The organism is Kumtagia sp. (genome assembly GCF_059502445.1).
The window spans coordinates 1-15593 of record NZ_JCACER010000022.1; the positions used below are offsets into that span (position 1 = coordinate 1).

At 67.9% G+C, this 15593-nt stretch carries 13 protein-coding genes; all 13 read left to right on the forward strand.

All coding sequences use genetic code 11. The features are described from left to right. Positions 1 to 523: 523 nt before the first annotated feature. On the forward strand, positions 524 to 1036 hold the full coding sequence (locus AC5JDC_RS09215) for an RNA polymerase sigma factor (RefSeq protein WP_495841079.1): 513 nt from the start codon (positions 524 to 526) through the stop codon (positions 1034 to 1036). Positions 1037 to 1143: 107 nt separating this feature from the next. Next, on the forward strand, positions 1144 to 2115 hold the full coding sequence (locus tag AC5JDC_RS09220) for a FecR family protein (protein ID WP_495841081.1): 972 nt from the start codon (positions 1144 to 1146) through the stop codon (positions 2113 to 2115). A 198-nt stretch (positions 2116 to 2313) separates the two neighbouring features. Then, complete coding sequence (locus AC5JDC_RS09225; RefSeq protein ID WP_495841083.1) at positions 2314 to 4524, forward strand: TonB-dependent receptor; 2211 nt, start codon at positions 2314 to 2316, stop codon at positions 4522 to 4524. Positions 4525 to 4575: 51 nt separating this feature from the next. Further along, entirely contained in the window at positions 4576 to 4860 is a 285-nt protein-coding gene (locus AC5JDC_RS09230) for a DUF2218 domain-containing protein (RefSeq protein ID WP_106771739.1), read from the forward strand. Positions 4861 to 4948: 88 nt separating this feature from the next. Beyond that, positions 4949 to 6733: an IucA/IucC family protein gene (locus AC5JDC_RS09235; RefSeq protein ID WP_495841086.1), complete on the forward strand. Its 1785-nt coding sequence runs from the start codon at positions 4949 to 4951 to the stop codon at positions 6731 to 6733. Further along, positions 6717 to 8417, forward strand: a complete 1701-nt coding sequence (locus AC5JDC_RS09240) for an IucA/IucC family protein (protein ID WP_495841088.1) — start codon at positions 6717 to 6719, stop codon at positions 8415 to 8417. The genes AC5JDC_RS09235 and AC5JDC_RS09240 overlap by 17 nt, the downstream gene beginning before the upstream one ends. Before the next feature lie 12 nt (positions 8418 to 8429). Then, positions 8430 to 9704, forward strand: a complete 1275-nt coding sequence (locus tag AC5JDC_RS09245) for an AMP-binding protein (RefSeq protein ID WP_495841090.1) — start codon at positions 8430 to 8432, stop codon at positions 9702 to 9704. Beyond that, a complete protein-coding gene (locus AC5JDC_RS09250; protein ID WP_495841091.1) occupies positions 9704 to 11011 on the forward strand; it encodes a DUF6005 family protein in 1308 nt (435 codons plus the stop codon). The genes AC5JDC_RS09245 and AC5JDC_RS09250 overlap by 1 nt, the downstream gene beginning before the upstream one ends. Continuing rightward, the gene (locus AC5JDC_RS09255) at positions 11008 to 11889 is read left to right on the forward strand and encodes a sugar phosphate isomerase/epimerase family protein (protein ID WP_495841093.1); all 882 of its coding nucleotides are present in this window, start codon (positions 11008 to 11010) and stop codon (positions 11887 to 11889) included. The genes AC5JDC_RS09250 and AC5JDC_RS09255 overlap by 4 nt, the downstream gene beginning before the upstream one ends. A gap of 40 nt (positions 11890 to 11929) precedes the next feature. Next, positions 11930 to 12835 carry a siderophore ABC transporter substrate-binding protein gene (locus AC5JDC_RS09260; protein WP_495841096.1) on the forward strand — a complete coding sequence of 302 codons (906 nt, stop codon included), beginning with the start codon at positions 11930 to 11932 and terminating at the stop codon, positions 12833 to 12835. Next, positions 12832 to 13800 (forward strand): ABC transporter permease, encoded by a 969-nt coding sequence (locus AC5JDC_RS09265; RefSeq protein ID WP_495841098.1) that lies wholly within the window; start codon positions 12832 to 12834, stop codon positions 13798 to 13800. The genes AC5JDC_RS09260 and AC5JDC_RS09265 overlap by 4 nt, the downstream gene beginning before the upstream one ends. Before the next feature lie 67 nt (positions 13801 to 13867). Next, positions 13868 to 14761, forward strand: coding sequence for an iron chelate uptake ABC transporter family permease subunit (locus AC5JDC_RS09270; RefSeq protein ID WP_495841179.1), 894 nt, complete (start codon positions 13868 to 13870; stop codon positions 14759 to 14761). After that, positions 14758 to 15516 carry an iron ABC transporter ATP-binding protein gene (locus tag AC5JDC_RS09275; RefSeq protein WP_495841100.1) on the forward strand — a complete coding sequence of 253 codons (759 nt, stop codon included), beginning with the start codon at positions 14758 to 14760 and terminating at the stop codon, positions 15514 to 15516. The genes AC5JDC_RS09270 and AC5JDC_RS09275 overlap by 4 nt, the downstream gene beginning before the upstream one ends. The last annotated feature ends 77 nt before the right edge of the window (positions 15517 to 15593 follow it).

Genomic DNA, 15593 nt, shown 5'->3' on the forward strand with positions numbered 1-15593 from the left:
GGCATGCGCCTGCGGCATTTCGATTCACCAATAACTTTCCCCGGACAGCCCTGCCTCAAGGGGGAGGGGGACTTACGGCCGCCATGCCGAGCGAAATCGTCACCGTTTCATGTCTGGCACAACAGCGGCAAGATCCCCCTCCCCCTTGAGGGGAAGGGTTAGGGGTGGGGGTAACTACATATGCGATCGCCCTGCCTGCGCTAACGGGGGAGGATCGGGCGTGCAGGCGGCACCGCCAATCCTCCCCTGCGAAGCGGGGCGAGCGCGAAGCGGGCAGCTTCCATGCTCCCGGCACCGCTCATACCGAGCGCGTAGCCTGCGACAATTCGCCGCGTGAAGCTTTGGCTCCGACCGTTAGCGCAGCAGAATCAAGCACTAAACATGACGAAAAGAGTAAGGTTTTAGCGAGAGTCCTCGGAAACCCGCCGCTTTCCCTAACGCGTTGGGCTTGCAGGGCATTTTTTCGTGGCCTAGTGGAGCGCTGAAGCTGCTGCTGCCGGCGGTGCCACGAAACGAGGTCCGGATGGAACTCACCAGGCTGCTCTCCAATTTCGCTGCGATGCGCCCGCGCGTCGAAGCGCTGACGCGTGGCCGGGTTGGATGCAGCGCCACCGCCGAGGACCTCGTCCAGGACGTCTGGATCAGGCTCGCCAGCGTCCGCAACGACGACTCCATCGACAACCATACGGCCTTCACCATGCAGGCGGCCAAGAACGCGGTCATCGGGCATTTCCGCAAGCAGAAGCGGCGCGGCGAGATCGACGCCGAGGTGCAGGACCTGCTGTGGCAGTCGGTTGACGAAATCTCGCCCGAGCGCGTGGTCATGGGCCGTGACCTCCTGCGGGCGGTCGAGACGGCGCTGCAGGCGATGCCGGAAAAGAGCCGCCGCATCTTCCTGATGAACCGTCTCGGCGGCGTCTCGCATCGCGAGATCGCGCGCCGCCTCGGCATCAGCGAAGAGGCCGTCTACTACCACATCCGCCGAGTGGTCGAGCGGTTGGCCGAACTGCGCGACACGCTCGACAGCCCGTCTTAGCAAATTTTTTTGCCCAAGAGCTTAGGCGTAGTGCCTTCTCGCCTGTCTATGATAGGCAAACGAGGGAGCATGCCCGGTACCGCGGGCTTTTGCTGCGTGACCGGGCAATGGGCAAAAGGCTGGGACAATCCGAAATCGACCGCAAGGTGGCGCTGGACGCCCGCGACTGGATCGTCCGGTTGTCGTCCGGCAATGTCAGCCGGGCGGAGCTGGAGCGTTTCCATGCCTGGCGGGCGCAGTCGCCGGAGCATGACCGGGCGTTCGCCCGCGAGCAGGAGTTCTGGCAACTGCTGGAGGGCGTGAGCGACCGTGGCGAGCTTGCCGCGATGGCGCCGCCCGCCGCTGCGCGGTGGACCTTCAGCCGCCGTGCGATTCTTGCCGGCACGGCCTTCGCCGGGGCGGCCGCCGCGATCGCCGCGCCGCGCCTGCTGACCTGGATGACCAGCGACTTCGCCACCCGCTCGGGCGAGCAGACGACCGCCCGTCTGCCGGACGGCTCGACCATGCTGCTCAACACCAACAGCCGCGTCGCCCTCGATTTCGGCCCCGACCTGCGCCTGGTGGAACTCATCGACGGCGAAGCCGAGTTCACCGTCCGTCCGGACATCCCTGCGCCGTTCCGCGTCGCTGCGCTCGGCGGCCAAGGCGAAACGGCGGCCGGGCGCTTTGCCATGCGCAGCGTCGAAGGCGAGGTGGCCGTCACGGTGGCCGAAGGCGTGGTTTCGGTCGCCAGCGGCGATCCGGCGGGCGCCCGATCGGCCGTGCTCGTCGCCGCCGGCCAGCAGACCCGCTATGCCGAGGGTGGCGTGCCGCTGCCGGCCGCCGCCGTCGATCTCGACGTCGAGCTCGCCTGGCGGGCCGGCCGGCTGGTGTTCGAGGGCGAACCGTTCCGCGCGGCGGTGCGGGAACTCGGCCGCTACGTGCCCGAGCGGCTGGTCATCGCCACCCACGCCTATGACGACAGCCCCGTCAGCGCGGTCGTGCAGACGCGCGACGCCCATGCCGCCATCGAGGCGCTGGCGCATGTCCACGGCCTCGCCGCGCACCGGATTCCCGGCGTCGTCATCCTGATCTCCTGATCGTCGGCGGGATTCCGAAAAATTCTCAGAAAAAGTGCGGACGGCCTTTAGGCGGCGATCCCCCTCGCGCGTCTTTGCGATCGAGGGCGGCCGATGAACGGATGCGCCCGAGAGTTTCTTGGGGGTTGCTGGATCGTGGGCAAGGATGGGGTTGAATTTGAGGCCGGGGCGACGCGTCGCCTGCTGGCGAGGCTCGGCTTGGCGACGGCGCTCGGCGCGGGGCTGCTGGCGTTGCCGGGTGTGCAGGGCGCGGCTCTTGCCCAGTCGGCCGCGGTCCACAACGTCAACCTTCCGGCCCAGCCGCTCGGCCGCTCGCTGAACCAGCTTTCCCGTCAGACCGGCCTGCAGATCGTCTTCGGCACGTCCGACGTCGCTGGCGCGCGGGCACCGGCGGTGAGCGGGGCGATCCCGGCCGAGCAGGCGCTGGCGCAGCTGCTCGCCGGCACCGGCATGCGATACCGCTTCACCGGGCCGAACACGGTGTCGATCCAGTCCGGCACCGCCGCTGCCGCCGGAGCGCCGAGTATCGCCGCGCCGGCAGCGGACGGCTCGGTGATCCTGGATCCCGTCACAGTGGCGGGCGGAGCCTGGGACGGCGGCGTCAACCAGGTTGAGATCACCGCCGAGGATCTGGAGCGCAAGAACCCGACCGATCTGCGCGACGTCTTCGCCGACGAGCCGAAGATCGCCGTCGGCAGCTCGATCCCGATGTCGCAGAAGGTCTATGTGCAGGGCATCGAGGAGACCAACCTCGCCGTGACGGTCGACGGCTCGCGGCAGAACGCAAAGGTCTTCCACCACAACGCCACCAACCTGATCGACCCGGCCCTGCTCAAGGCCGTCAGCGTCGATGCCGGCGTCGCCCCGGCCGACGCCGGTCCGGGCGCGCTCGCCGGCTCGATCAACTACGAGACCAAGGATGCGCGCGACCTTCTTGAGCCGGGCAGGACCTTCGGCGGGCTTGCCACCGCGAGCTACGACTTCAACAGCAACACCCACACCGTCGGCCTGTCGGCCTTCGGCGCGGAGGATGGCTTCGAATATCTCGGCTACCTGAACTTCGCCAAGGGCGACAATTATACGGCCGGCGACGGCAGCGTGGTTGACGGCTCGAGCTCCGACCTGATCAGCGGCCTCGGCAAGGTCGCCTACGAGATGGAAAGCGGCCACCGCTTCGAGATCAGCCACGAGCAGGTCCGTGACGACGCCCCGCGGCCGTTCCGGGCGAATATCCGTGAACTGACCAATCCCAGGCCGTGGGAGCCGAAGGTCCGCGACTATACGCTGAACCGCACCAACACGGTTTTCACCTATACGGACGTGTCGCCGGAAGGCTGGTGGGATCCGAAGGTGGTGGTCGCCTATTCCCGCAGCGAGGTCGAGACGCCCATCTACACGCGCTTCGACATCTATCCCGGCATCGGTACGACCGACAGCTTCAACGGCAAGGCAGAGAACCGCTTCGCCCTCGAGAACGGCAGCATCACCGCCGGCTTCGACTTCTACAAGGACGATGCCGAACTCGACGCCCGCGAGGATTCGTCCACCGAGCACGCCAGCAATGTCGGCATCTACGCGCAGGCCCGGCTCGAGCCGTGGGACCGTACGCGCCTGTCTTTCGGCGCGCGCGGCGACCACCAGTGGTTCGAGGGCACGACCGGCGAGAAATGGGAAAATGCCGGATTCAGCGGCAACGTGTCGGGTGAATACGACCTCGTCCCTGATTTCCTCACGGCGAAGGCCGGCTTCTCGCATGTCTGGGCCGGCGTGCCGCTGGCCGAGAACTTCATCTTCAACCCGAACTGGAACTACGGCGACGGGCCCGAGCCGGTCACCTCCAACAACGTCACGGCCGGCCTTGTGGCGACCTACAACGGCTTCACGCTAGAGGGCAATGTCTTCCGCACCGACATCTATGATGCGCGGGTTGCTAGGTGGGCGGTGGACAGTTCCATCGCCACGAGTGATGTCCGCTCGGAGGGTTTCGAGATCGGGTTCGGTTATGACTGGGGAGCGGGACGCGCCAGCGTCAAATATGCCGACATCGACGTCACCATCAACGGGGCTGCTGCCAATTCGGACATTGGCACCTATCTCGCCACCCCCGTCGGCCAGATCATCACGCTGATGGCCTATCACCGCTTCGACGAATGGAACGTGACCGTCGGCGGCGACGTCGAGATCGCGCTGAAATACGACAACCCGTCCCTGCCAAGCTACGAGGTCGTCAACGTCTTCGCTGAATACCGGCCGGAGGCGGCGCCGAATTTCACCTTGCGCGGCGACATCAAGAACCTTTTCGACGAGACCTATGTGAGCCGGGCCACCTACGGGCAGGAGTTCGCCAATGTTAAGCCATTGCTCGAGCCTGGCCGCAGCTTCCAGCTCACGGCGACGGCGCGGTTCTGAATAGATGAACGGGCCGGGGGCGGCACGAAGAATCTGACGAGGAAGATCATCATGGTCGAGTCGACGGGACGCTTCGAGACCGCGCACGGTCCGAAATATCTCACCCAGCTGTGCAAGCACTTCGCCCACAAGATCGAGGTGGTGCATGGCGAGCGCCACGGCGAATGCCGTTTTTCATTCGGCACCGCCGTCATGGATGCCGACGACGAGGCGCTGACGGTCCGCCTCGCCGTTTCCGAGGCGGACCAGTTGCCCCAGGCGAAAGCGGTGATCGCCGACCATCTCGCCCGTTTCGCCTTTCGCGAGGAAGATCGGGCCATCGCCTGGAGCAGCTGACGCTCCTGGGAAATCCGTTTCCAACAAACCGTCAGAACCCCAGCCGCTGCCACGGATTCTAATCGGTCAACCCTCGTGGTGGTGACAGATGAAGCAGACCTCGCGGCAGGTCGCGGAACAGGCGACGTTCCAGAATTTCGCCAATTGTTATGTGCGCGAGGTATCGCCCGGCCGGGTGATCCAGCACTGGAGCGACCCCGAAGATGCGGTCGACTGCATCGAATGGACGCTGCCGGCGCAGCAGGCGACGCTCCGCGCGGAACTCGTTTCGCATTCCCGGTGCGGGCCGCATCGTTTCGGGCGGGCGTGGCTGCGGCGCGGCGGCGATGCCGGCTGGCGGCAGGCGGAGCCATTCGCCGCCCTGCAGATGCTGCTGCAGGAAGCCTACCGGCAGCTGCCGGAGGAGCGCAGCGACCGGCTTCGCGGCCATGAGCTCGAACTGCTCGGCCGCGCCCTGCTGAGCTACCAGCAGACGGAGCGCTACATCGACGCGCGGCGGTGGCCGGCCGACGACGATTCTTTCATCGCCGCCGAGCAGTCGCTGGTCTTCGGGCATGCACTGCATCCGACGCCGAAGAGCCGCCAGGGCATGACCGGCTGGCAGGAGCCGGCCTATGCGCCGGAGCTCGGCGGGAACTTCCAGCTGTTCTGGTTCGCCGCCGATGCCACGATGGTGAGCCACAAATCAGTGGCGGACCTTTCGGCGCCGCAGATCGCTGCGTCGCTGATCGGGCCTGAGGCCGCCGGCCTAAAGCTGCGCGACGGCGAAGTGCCGCTGCCCATGCATCCGCTGCAGGCCGAGGCCTTGCTGCTCGATCCCGACGTGCGCGCGCTGGAACGCGCCGGCAGGCTGCGAGCACTTGGTCCGGCCGGTCCCGCCTTCACCGCCACTTCCTCGGTCCGCTCCGTCTACAGCCCGGACGTGCCGTGGATGCTGAAGTTCTCGCTGCCGGTACGCATCACCAACTCCATCAGGCTCAACCGCCGCAAGGAGCTGGAGGCGGGGGTCGCGATGGCCAAGCTGGTCGGACGGACCGGCATCGCCACCGCCAATCCGCGCTTCCGCATGATCCTCGACCCCGCATTTCTCACGCTGGACATGCCGGACCGCGCCGAGAGCGGCTTCGAGGTGATCCTGCGCGAAAACCCCTTCGTCGCCGGCGCCGCACGGGGCAAGGTCACCGTGGCCGCCCTGACCGCGGAGCCGCTTAGCGGCGAGCCGTCTCGGCTGGAGCGCATCGTGCGGACCATCTGCGCCCGCGACGGCGCGCATCCCGCGCTGGTCGCCGAGCAGTGGTTCCGCCGCTATCTCGACTGCGTCCTCGACCCGTTGGTGATGCTCTACGACGACTATGGCGTCGCCCTCGAAGCGCACCAGCAGAACAGCCTGCTGGACGTGAGCGAGCTTTATCCCACGGCCAGCTACTATCGCGACAACCAGGGTTTTTACCTGTCCCGGCGCCACCGCGCCCGCTTCAGCCTGCATGTTCCGGAAACCGCCGGGATCGGCTCGCTCTTCTACGACGACCGCGAGATCCAGGATCGTTTTGCCTATTACCTGATCGTCAACCAGGTCTTCTCCGTCGTCGCCCGCATGGGCCATGACGGCCTGGCCGACGAGGAGCTGCTGCTGCGCATCCTGCGCGACCGCCTGGAGCATCTCGCCCGCACCACCGGCGGCGTGGGTCGCGAATTCGTCCGCGGCCTGCTCGACCGGCCCACCGTCACCTTCAAGGCGAACCTGACGGCCCGGCTGTTCGACGTCGACGAATTGCAGACCGACAACGAGCGCGCGCTCTATGCACGCCTGCCCAATCCGATCTTCGGCCTTACCGCCAGCTTCCATGGAGATGGCAGTGCCATTGCCTCTTGACCTGGGATCGGCACCTGAGCGGCGGGTCGTGCGGCAGCTGGCCGAGGCCATGCTGTTCGAGGGGCTTGTCGACCCCGAACTGCGCAAGAACGGCGACCGGCTCCGCTTCGAATGGCGGGCGGGTGGCAAGCACTTCCGTTGCCTGGGTGCCATCGCCGCTTATGACAGGGTGCGGGTGGAGGCGGATTCGGTCGAGGCCGATTCCGGCAAGGGATGGCGTGCAGCCCGACTCGCGGAACTCGTCGAATGCCTGCCCGGCGAACCGGAGCGCAGGCTGCGCTTGCTGGACGAACTGGAGCGCACCGTCGCCAACTGCCGCTGGAACGACGCCAACCTGCCCGTTGCGCACCGTCGCCCGATGGACTTCGCCGCGCTGGAGGGTGCCCTGGACGAGGGGCACGCCTATCACCCCTGCTTCAAGGCGCGCACCGGCTTCAGCGAGGACGACCAGCGCCGCTACGGGCCGGAAGCGGGCAATGCCTTCCAGCTCGCCTGGCTGCTGGTGGACCGCAGCGAGGTCCACCAGCGCCTGCCGCGCAGCGAGACGGCTTTCTGGACCGAGGAGCTCGGCGAGCCGGTCCTTCGCGAGTTGCAGCAGCGGAGGGCCGAGCGCAGGCTGGACAATGACCGCTTCGCCCTGCTGCCGCTGCATCCCTGGCAGTGGGAGGCGCTCAAGGACGGGCTGCTGGCGCCGTGGCTGGCCGCCGGCAAGGCGCATTTCCTCGGCCTGGCCGGCGACCGCTACACGGCGAGCCAGTCGGTCCGCACCCTGCTCAACGCCGACCGTCCGGCCAGCGCCAACGTCAAGCTGTCCATGAACATGGTCAACACCTCGTCGCTGCGCACCATCGAGCCGCATTCGGTCTGCACCGCACCGCTGCTGTCGCGCTGGCTGGGCGACGTCGTCGCCGGCGATCCGCTGTTCGAGACGCGTTACCCGCTCGCCGTCCTCGACGAATATGCCGGCATCATAGCCGGCCGCGAGGGACCGCTCGCCGGCCAGCTCGCCGCGATCTGGCGCCGCAGCACGACCTCTATCCTCGGCCCCGGCGAGGCCGCCGTGCCGTTCAATGCGTTGATGATGGTCGAGCGCGACGGGGAGCCGTTCGTCGACGAGTGGATCCGACGCTACAGCTTCCATGCCTGGCTGGCGCAGCTGCTGCAGGTCGCCGTCCTGCCGGTCTGGCACCTGCTGGTCGGCCACGGCATCGCCACCGAGTCGCACGGCCAGAACATGGTGCTGATCCATCGCAACGGCTGGCCGGTGCGGCTGGCGCTGCGCGATTTCCACGACAGCCTCGAATACGTCCCGGATTTTTTACGCGACCGGGACCGCGTCCCCGATTTCATGGCGCTCGACCCCGTCTACCGTTCCGCCCGACCGGACCAGTTTTACTGGATGGAAACCGTCGAGAGCCTCGGCGAGCTGGTGAACGACGCGCTTTTCGTCTTCAACCTCGCCGAGGTCTCGCACCTTTTTCACACCTGCTACGGCCTTCCCGAAGCCGATTTCTGGGCGACGGTGCGGCAGTTGCTGGCGGCTTACGCGCGCGAGCGCGGCCTCGTCGCTCGCCAGGATCGCCTTGGCCTCTTCCGGCCGAAGATCGCCGTGGAAACGCTGCTCGCCCGCAAGCTCGGCACCGGCCGATCGAGCCGGCTGGTCGCCAACGCCCTCCATGCCTGAAGGAAAACGACGATGATCGAGATCGACGACAGGTATTTCGACAAACGGCAGTTCGATGAGCTGGTGGCCGGGACCGCCCGCGAGGCAGGTCTGAGCGAAGACCCGGACCGGCGCTATGCCGTCTGCTTCTCCGACACGGCGCGCTGGCTGGCGCTGTTCTTCGCCATCCGCGGCATCGGCGCCAGCGTCTTTCCGATCCATCCGGCGACACCGCACGCGGCGGCGCGGCGCATGGCCGAGGCGGCGGGCTGCGACACGCTGTTCTGCAACAGCCTCGCGGCGGAAGCCTTGTCGTCCGAGCCTTCCCGGGCGCCGCAGGGCCAGCTCATCCAGATGAGCTCCGGCACCACCGGCGCGCCGAAATGCATCGCCCGCGGCTGGCGGGAGATCGACGCCGAAGTGGCGAGCTACGCCGCCGCCTTCCGCGAGCCGCGGGACATGACGCCGGTCGTGGCCTGCCCGACGACGCATTCCTATGGGCTGATCTGCGGCATACTGGTGGCGCTGCATCGCGGCAGGACGCCCGTCGTCGTCGATGCCGGCAATCCGAAATACCTGCTGCGCCGGCTGCGCGGCATCGAGCGGCCGCTGCTCTATTCCTCGCCGGCGGTGCTGCACACGCTGGCGCGGCTCTTGCCGCAGGGCGAGGCGATCCACGCCGCCATGACCTCGGGCACCATCCTGCCCGGGCCGTGGTTCGAGCGCATCCGCGCCCGCACTACCCATCTCTTCCAGCAATATGGCTGCTCGGAAGCCGGCTGCATCGCCGTCAATCCCGACCTCGCCGACCCCGCCGACATGGGCTTCGTGCTGCCGCATCACGTTATGACAGCAAGCAACGATCCGACGGCGCCGGCCGAGATCGTCGTCTCCGGTCCAGCCGGCACGGTCCTCACCCGCGATCTCGGCTATCTCAGGCCCGACGGCATGCTCGTCTTCGTCTCGCGGCTCGACGACACCATCAACGTCTCCGGCCTCAACGTCTATCCGAAGGAGGTCGAGGACGTGGTGATGGCCATGCCTGGCGTCACCGATGCCGTCGCCTTCCGCAAGGCCGATGCGCTGGCGGGCGAGCGGGTCGGTCTGCTGTTCAGCGCCGACAGGGCGCTCGATGGCCAGGCGCTGCGCCAATGGTGCGCCGGGAATCTCGCCGGCCATCAGGTGCCGATGGAATTCGTCCAGGTCGAGGCCGTGCCGCGCCAGGCCAACGGCAAGATCAGCCGCCGCGAGGTGGCGGCGCAGTATGCCGCCGGCCGCTTCGCTGTCCCGGCGCGGGAGGTGGCGTGATGACGAAGGACCAGGTGATCGAGGCGATCCGAAGCGTGCTGCGCGATCAGCTCAACCACGCCCATCTCGACCGCTTCGCGCCCGAGGCGCGGCTCAACGAAGATCTCTATCTCGACTCGGTCCTCATCCTCGAAATCTTCCTCGCCCTGGAACTGCAGTTCGGCCTGTCGGCGCCGGAGGAAGTGATCAACCGGCAGGACATCGCCACCGTGGCGGAACTCGCCGGGCTGTTCACCGGTGACGCCATTGCCGCCGTCGCTCCCGCCAAGGCGGAGCCGGCGGGGGAGGGCGTCCATGGCGAGGACTATATCGACATCAAGGTGCATTGTTTCGTCAGCAGCGTCTGCGACGCGCTGAAGCGCTCCGGCATCGACCAGCGGCCCTTCTATTTCGGTGTCTGGGACGCGGATTTCGCCATCACCGAGCGCTGGGCGCTCGCCTATCACCACGGCTCCGTCGACCACCAGTTCTTCCGCTCCTGGTACGAGCGTCTCTACGGCGTGCGCATGCAGGAATGGTACGACCGCGCCCGCTCGAAGGACGAGAACGTCGCAGTCATGCTCGACCTCATCGAGCGCCGGCGCGACGGCCAATACCTAATGGTGATGCTGGACCTGTTCCACCTGCCGGAGCGCGAGAACAAGTTCAACCAGAACCCTTTCCCGCATTACCTGATGCTGGAGAAGACCGAGGACCCGCGGGTCTGGCAGGTCAACGACCCCGACTTCCGCTGGGAAGGCCGGATAGAGCACGACAAGATTCTTGCCGCGATAAACCAGCCGAGCGTGGCCGGCGGCTTCCTCTTCGACCGCCACGAAGCCCGCCCCCCTGCGGATGCCGACCTGCGCGACTACTTCCTCGCCTGCCACCAGCCGCATGCCAACCCGCTGGTCGCCGCCGTGCGCCGTATCGTCCGCGCCCATCTCGACGGCCGGGACGGCGTGACGCTGGCCGACCTCGCCACGGCGCTGCGCGAACTGCCGGTCATCTCGATCCGCAAATACGCCTATGAGCACGGCTTCGCCTTCTTCTGGCGGTCGCTGAAGCTCGCCAATGCCGATTTCGACTTCTGGTGCGACGAGATCGAGCGGCTGATCCAGGAGTTCAAGGCCGTGCATTACGCCGCCATGAAGCTCGCCCAGACCGGCGACCGCGATCTCGCCACCAACCTGTTCCGCCGGCTCGACACGCTCGACGGCATCGAGAGCCGCATCAAGGCGCGGCTGGGCGAGGTGTTCCGCGACTGGTGCGCCGCCCGTGGACTTGCCCCTGAAAATCCCATCCCGATGCTGGGAGCCGCCGAATGAAGATCTCGCTCTGCACCATCAGCTTCCGCCATCATCTGGTCTCGCTCGAGGACATCGCCGTGTGGGCGGCCGCGAACGATTTCCAGGGCATCGAATTGTGGGGCGTGCACGCCCGCAACCTCGTGCATCAGCCGCACCGCAACGCCGACTGGCTCGCCGGCCTCGGCTTGACCGTGCCGATGCTGAGCGACTACCTGCCGCTCGAGGGCGACGAAGAGGCGCTGCGGAAGAAGACGGTCGATCTCTGCCGCCTCGCCTGCAATTGGCGGGCCGGCAAGCTGCGCACCTTCGCCGGTAGCCGCGGCAGCCGCGACACGCCGGCCGACGTCAGGCGTCTCATCGCCGCGCGGCTGCGCGAGATATCGGCCATCGCCGCCGATTTCGGCCTGTCCATGCTGGCCGAGACCCATCCCGGCACGCTGGCCGACACCTGCGCCTCCACGCTCGACCTGGTCACGGAAGTCGACCACCCGGCCTTCCGGCTGAACTTCGATACCCTGCATGTCTGGGAGGGCGGCGACGACCCGGTCGCGGCCCACGCCGCGCTGCGGCCCTATGTCAGCCACTACCACCTCAAGAACGTCCGCTCGCGCGCCGATCTGTCGGTGTTCGAGCCGGCCAACGTCTATGCCGCCGCCGGCAGTCGCGAGGGCCTGACGCCGCTCTTCGAGGGAGAGGTGGACTATGCGCCGTTCCTCGACGAACTGGCCGGCGATCCGCAGGTCGAAGCCTCGCTCGAATGGTTCGGCAACGACTGCTTCAACGTGCTGCGCAAGGATCGGCTGGCGATAAAACGCCGGATGAGCCGACATGACGCCTTGCCGCGCACCGCCACCTTCCCCTATGTGCAAAACCAGAGCATTGCGCGAAGGATTTAGCGGGCCCGCGGCAACCCGGCCGCCGAGGACGGAGACGGATATGAAGCATGTTCGGCTGCTGGCCGGCCTGATGGCTGCCATGGTCCTTGCCGCGGCGCCCGCCGTCGCTGTCGAGATCGAGACCGCGCGCGGTCCGGCGACGATCGACGCGGTTCCCGCCCGGGTTGCCGTCTACGACATCGCGGCGATCGACACGCTGCTCGCCCTCGGCGTCGTGCCGGCCGGCATTCCCGACAAGCTTTACCTGCCGGAACTGTCTCCCCTGGCCGACAAGGCGACGGTTGTCGGCACCCTGTTCGAGCCCGATCTCGAGGCACTCAATGCGCTGGAGCCTGATCTGGTGATCGTCGGAGGCCGCTCGTCCACCAAGGTCGAGGCCACCGCCCAGGTCGCGCCGACCATCGACATGACCGTCACCGGCGACGACCTTTTGGCCGAGGCGAAGGCGCGCGTCGCCGCCTATGGCGCGGTCTTCGGCAAGACCGAGGAGGCCGAGGCCGCCGCCGCGGAACTGGATGCCGATATCGAGGCCGTCCGGCAGGCGGCGAAGGGCAGGGGCAGGGCGCTGATCGTCATGACCAACGGCCCCAAGGTCACGGCCTACGGCCCGGGGTCGCGCTTCGGCTGGGTGCACAAGACGCTCGGCGTCGAGCCCGCCGTGCCCGATGTCGAGGCGGCGAGCCATGGCGAGGCCGTGTCCTTCGAGTTCATCGCCAAGGCCAACCCCGACTGGCTGCTGGTGCTGGATCGCGCTGCGGCGATCGGCACCGGCGAGCAGAATGCCAGGGCGACGCTCGACAACGAGTTGGTAGTCGGGACGACCGCCTGGAAGAAGGGGCAGGTGATCTATCTGCCCGCCGCCGACTTCTACATCGCCGCCGGTGGCCTGCAGGCGACCCGCCGCGTGCTTTCGGCGATCGAGCAGGGCTTCGCGAAACCGCGATGACGGAAGCGGCACGGCCGGGTTTCCGGCTCCTGCTCCTCGCCGGCCTCATCGCGCTGTTCGTGACAAGCCTCCTTGTCGGCGTCGGCGACCTGCCGTTGCGGCGGGTCGCGGCGGATCCGGCGGCGCTCCAGCTTCTGCTGGTCAGCCGGCTGCCGCGCACGCTCGCCGCGCTGCTCGCCGGCGCCGGCCTGGCGATCTCCGGGCTGGTCCTGCAGATCCTGGCCCGCAACCGCTTCGTCGAGCCGGCGACGACCGGCACCGGCCAGAGCGCCGCGCTCGGCATCCTGATCGTCACGCTGCTGTTTCCGACGGCCTCGATCGCCATGAAGACGGCGGCTGCGACGGTCGCGGCGCTGGCCGGCACGTCGCTCTTCCTAGCCGTGGCGCACCGGCTGCCGCCGACCCAGCCCTTCCTCATCCCGCTGTTCGGCCTGGTCTATGGCGGAGTGGTCGGCGCCGCCGCCACCTACATTGCTTGGCAGGCCGACCTGCTGCAATTCATCGAGGTGTGGACCAATGGCGAGTTCTCCGGCGTGCTGCGCGGCCGCTACGAGCTGTTGTGGATCACCGCGGCGGTCGTCGCCCTTGCCTGGTGGATCGCCGACCGGCTGACCATCGCCTCGATGGGGCGCGAGGTCAGCGTCGGCCTTGGGCTGGACTACCGGCGGATCGTCCAGCTCGGGCTGGTGATGATCGCGGTCGTCTCCTCGCTCTGCGTCGTGGTGGTCGGCATCATCCCCTTCGTCGGGCTGGTCGTGCCCAATCTTGTGTCGCGCCTGCTGGGCGACAATCTGCGGCGCGCCCTGCCGTGGGTCGCGGCGGCTGGCGCGGCGCTGGTGCTCGCCTGCGACATCGTCGGCCGGCTGATCCGCTACCCCTACGAAGTCCCGGTCGGCACCGTGCTCGGCGTTGTCGGCGCCGGCCTGTTCCTGTGGATCCTATTCGGGCGGGCGGCGCGTGCGTAGCCTCGCTGTCTCGCGCCTGTCGGCAGCCACCCGGCTGTGGCTCCTCGCGGCGCTGGCCGTGGCGGCCATGGTGGCGTTCATGACACTCGGCCTGCGCGGCAACCTCACCTTCGCGCTCGAATTGCGGGCCGTGCGGCTGCTGGCACTGGTGCAGGTCGGCGTTGCCGTGGCGGTGTCGACGGTGGTGTTCCAGACGGTCACGGCCAACAGGGTGCTGACCCCTTCGATCATGGGGTTCGACGCCCTCTACGTGTTCGGGCAGATGCTGCTCGTCCTGCTTCTCGGCGCTGCGGGATTCGCGGCGCTCGACCCGCGCCTGAAATTCGCCGGCGAGGCGGTCGTGATGGTGGCGATGGCGCTGCTTTTGTTCGTTCCGCTGCTGCGCCGCCGCTTCGACATCGGCCTGCTGCTGCTGGCCGGGGTGGTGCTCGGCGTGCTGTTCCGCAGCCTCGCCAGCCTCGTCGCCCGGCTGATCGATCCCAACGAGTTCGCCGTGGCCCAGGGCATGAGCTTTGCCAACTTCAACACGGTGCGCCCCGACCTTCTGGCGATCGGCCTGGTCGTTACCGTGGCGGCGGCGGCGATCGTCTGGCGGCAACGCCACCTGCTCGACGTGCTGTCGCTCGGCGCCGACAGCGCCATCGGCCTCGGCGTCGACTGGAGCCGCGTGCTGATCGGCTTGTTGCTGCTGGTGGCGCTGCTGGTCGCGGTGTCGACGGCCCTGGTCGGCCCGGTGACGTTCCTGGGCCTGCTCGTGGTGGCGATCGCCGAGCGGGTGGTCGACAGCCGGCGCCACTTCCTGCTTCTGCCGGCCGCCGTGCTGACGGCGGTCGTCGTGCTGGTCGGCGGGCAGACGGTCCTGCAGCACGGGCTGGGCCAGGCGACGACGCTGGGCGTGGTCATCGAATTCGTGGGGGGCCTGGTGTTTTTGGGCATGCTTCTGGCGGCGGGCAGGCGATGATCGAGATCGAGAACGTTTCGCTGCGGCTGCAGGATACGCGGATCCTGCACGATATCTCCCTCACCCTGCCGAAGGGCGGGCTGACCGCGCTTGTCGGACCGAACGGCGCCGGCAAGTCGAGCCTGCTGTCGCTGGTCGCCCGCCTCCAGCCGCTGCAGTCGGGCAGGATAGTGGTGGATGGGCTGCCGGTGGACGCGACGCCCGGCCGGCAGCTCGCAAAACGCCTCGCCATCCTGCGCCAGGACCCCGCCGTCGCGGCCCGGCTGCGGGTGCGCGAACTCGTCGGCTTCGGCCGCTTTCCGCACGGGCGCGGCCGCCTGGACGATCGCGACCGGGCGCTGATCGACGCAGCCTTGCGGCAGTTCGATCTCGAGGATCTGGCCGACCGCTTCCTCGACACGCTCTCGGGCGGGCAGCGCCAGCGCGCCCTGGTCGCCATGGCCTTCTGCCAGGGCACCGACTACATGCTGCTCGACGAGCCGCTCAACAACCTCGACATGCAGTTCGCCCGCCAGTTGATGCGCGACCTGCGCAGGGCGGTGGAAGAGGAGCGGCGCACCGTCATCGTCGTGCTGCACGACATCAACCATGCCGCCGTCTATGCCGACCGCATCGTCGCGATGAAGGCGGGCAGGGTGGTCGCCGACGGACCGCCGTCGGCCGTGCTGCGGACGGAGGTGCTGGCCGAGGTCTTCGGCTATCCCATGCAGGTCGTCGAGATCGACGGCGCCCCGCTGGTGCTGCATCACCGGTAGATAGTCGATCGATCGAGCGGTCGGATCACCCCTCACCGGCCCCTGCGTCGCTCGCGTTCGGCGGGAGAACTGGTCGC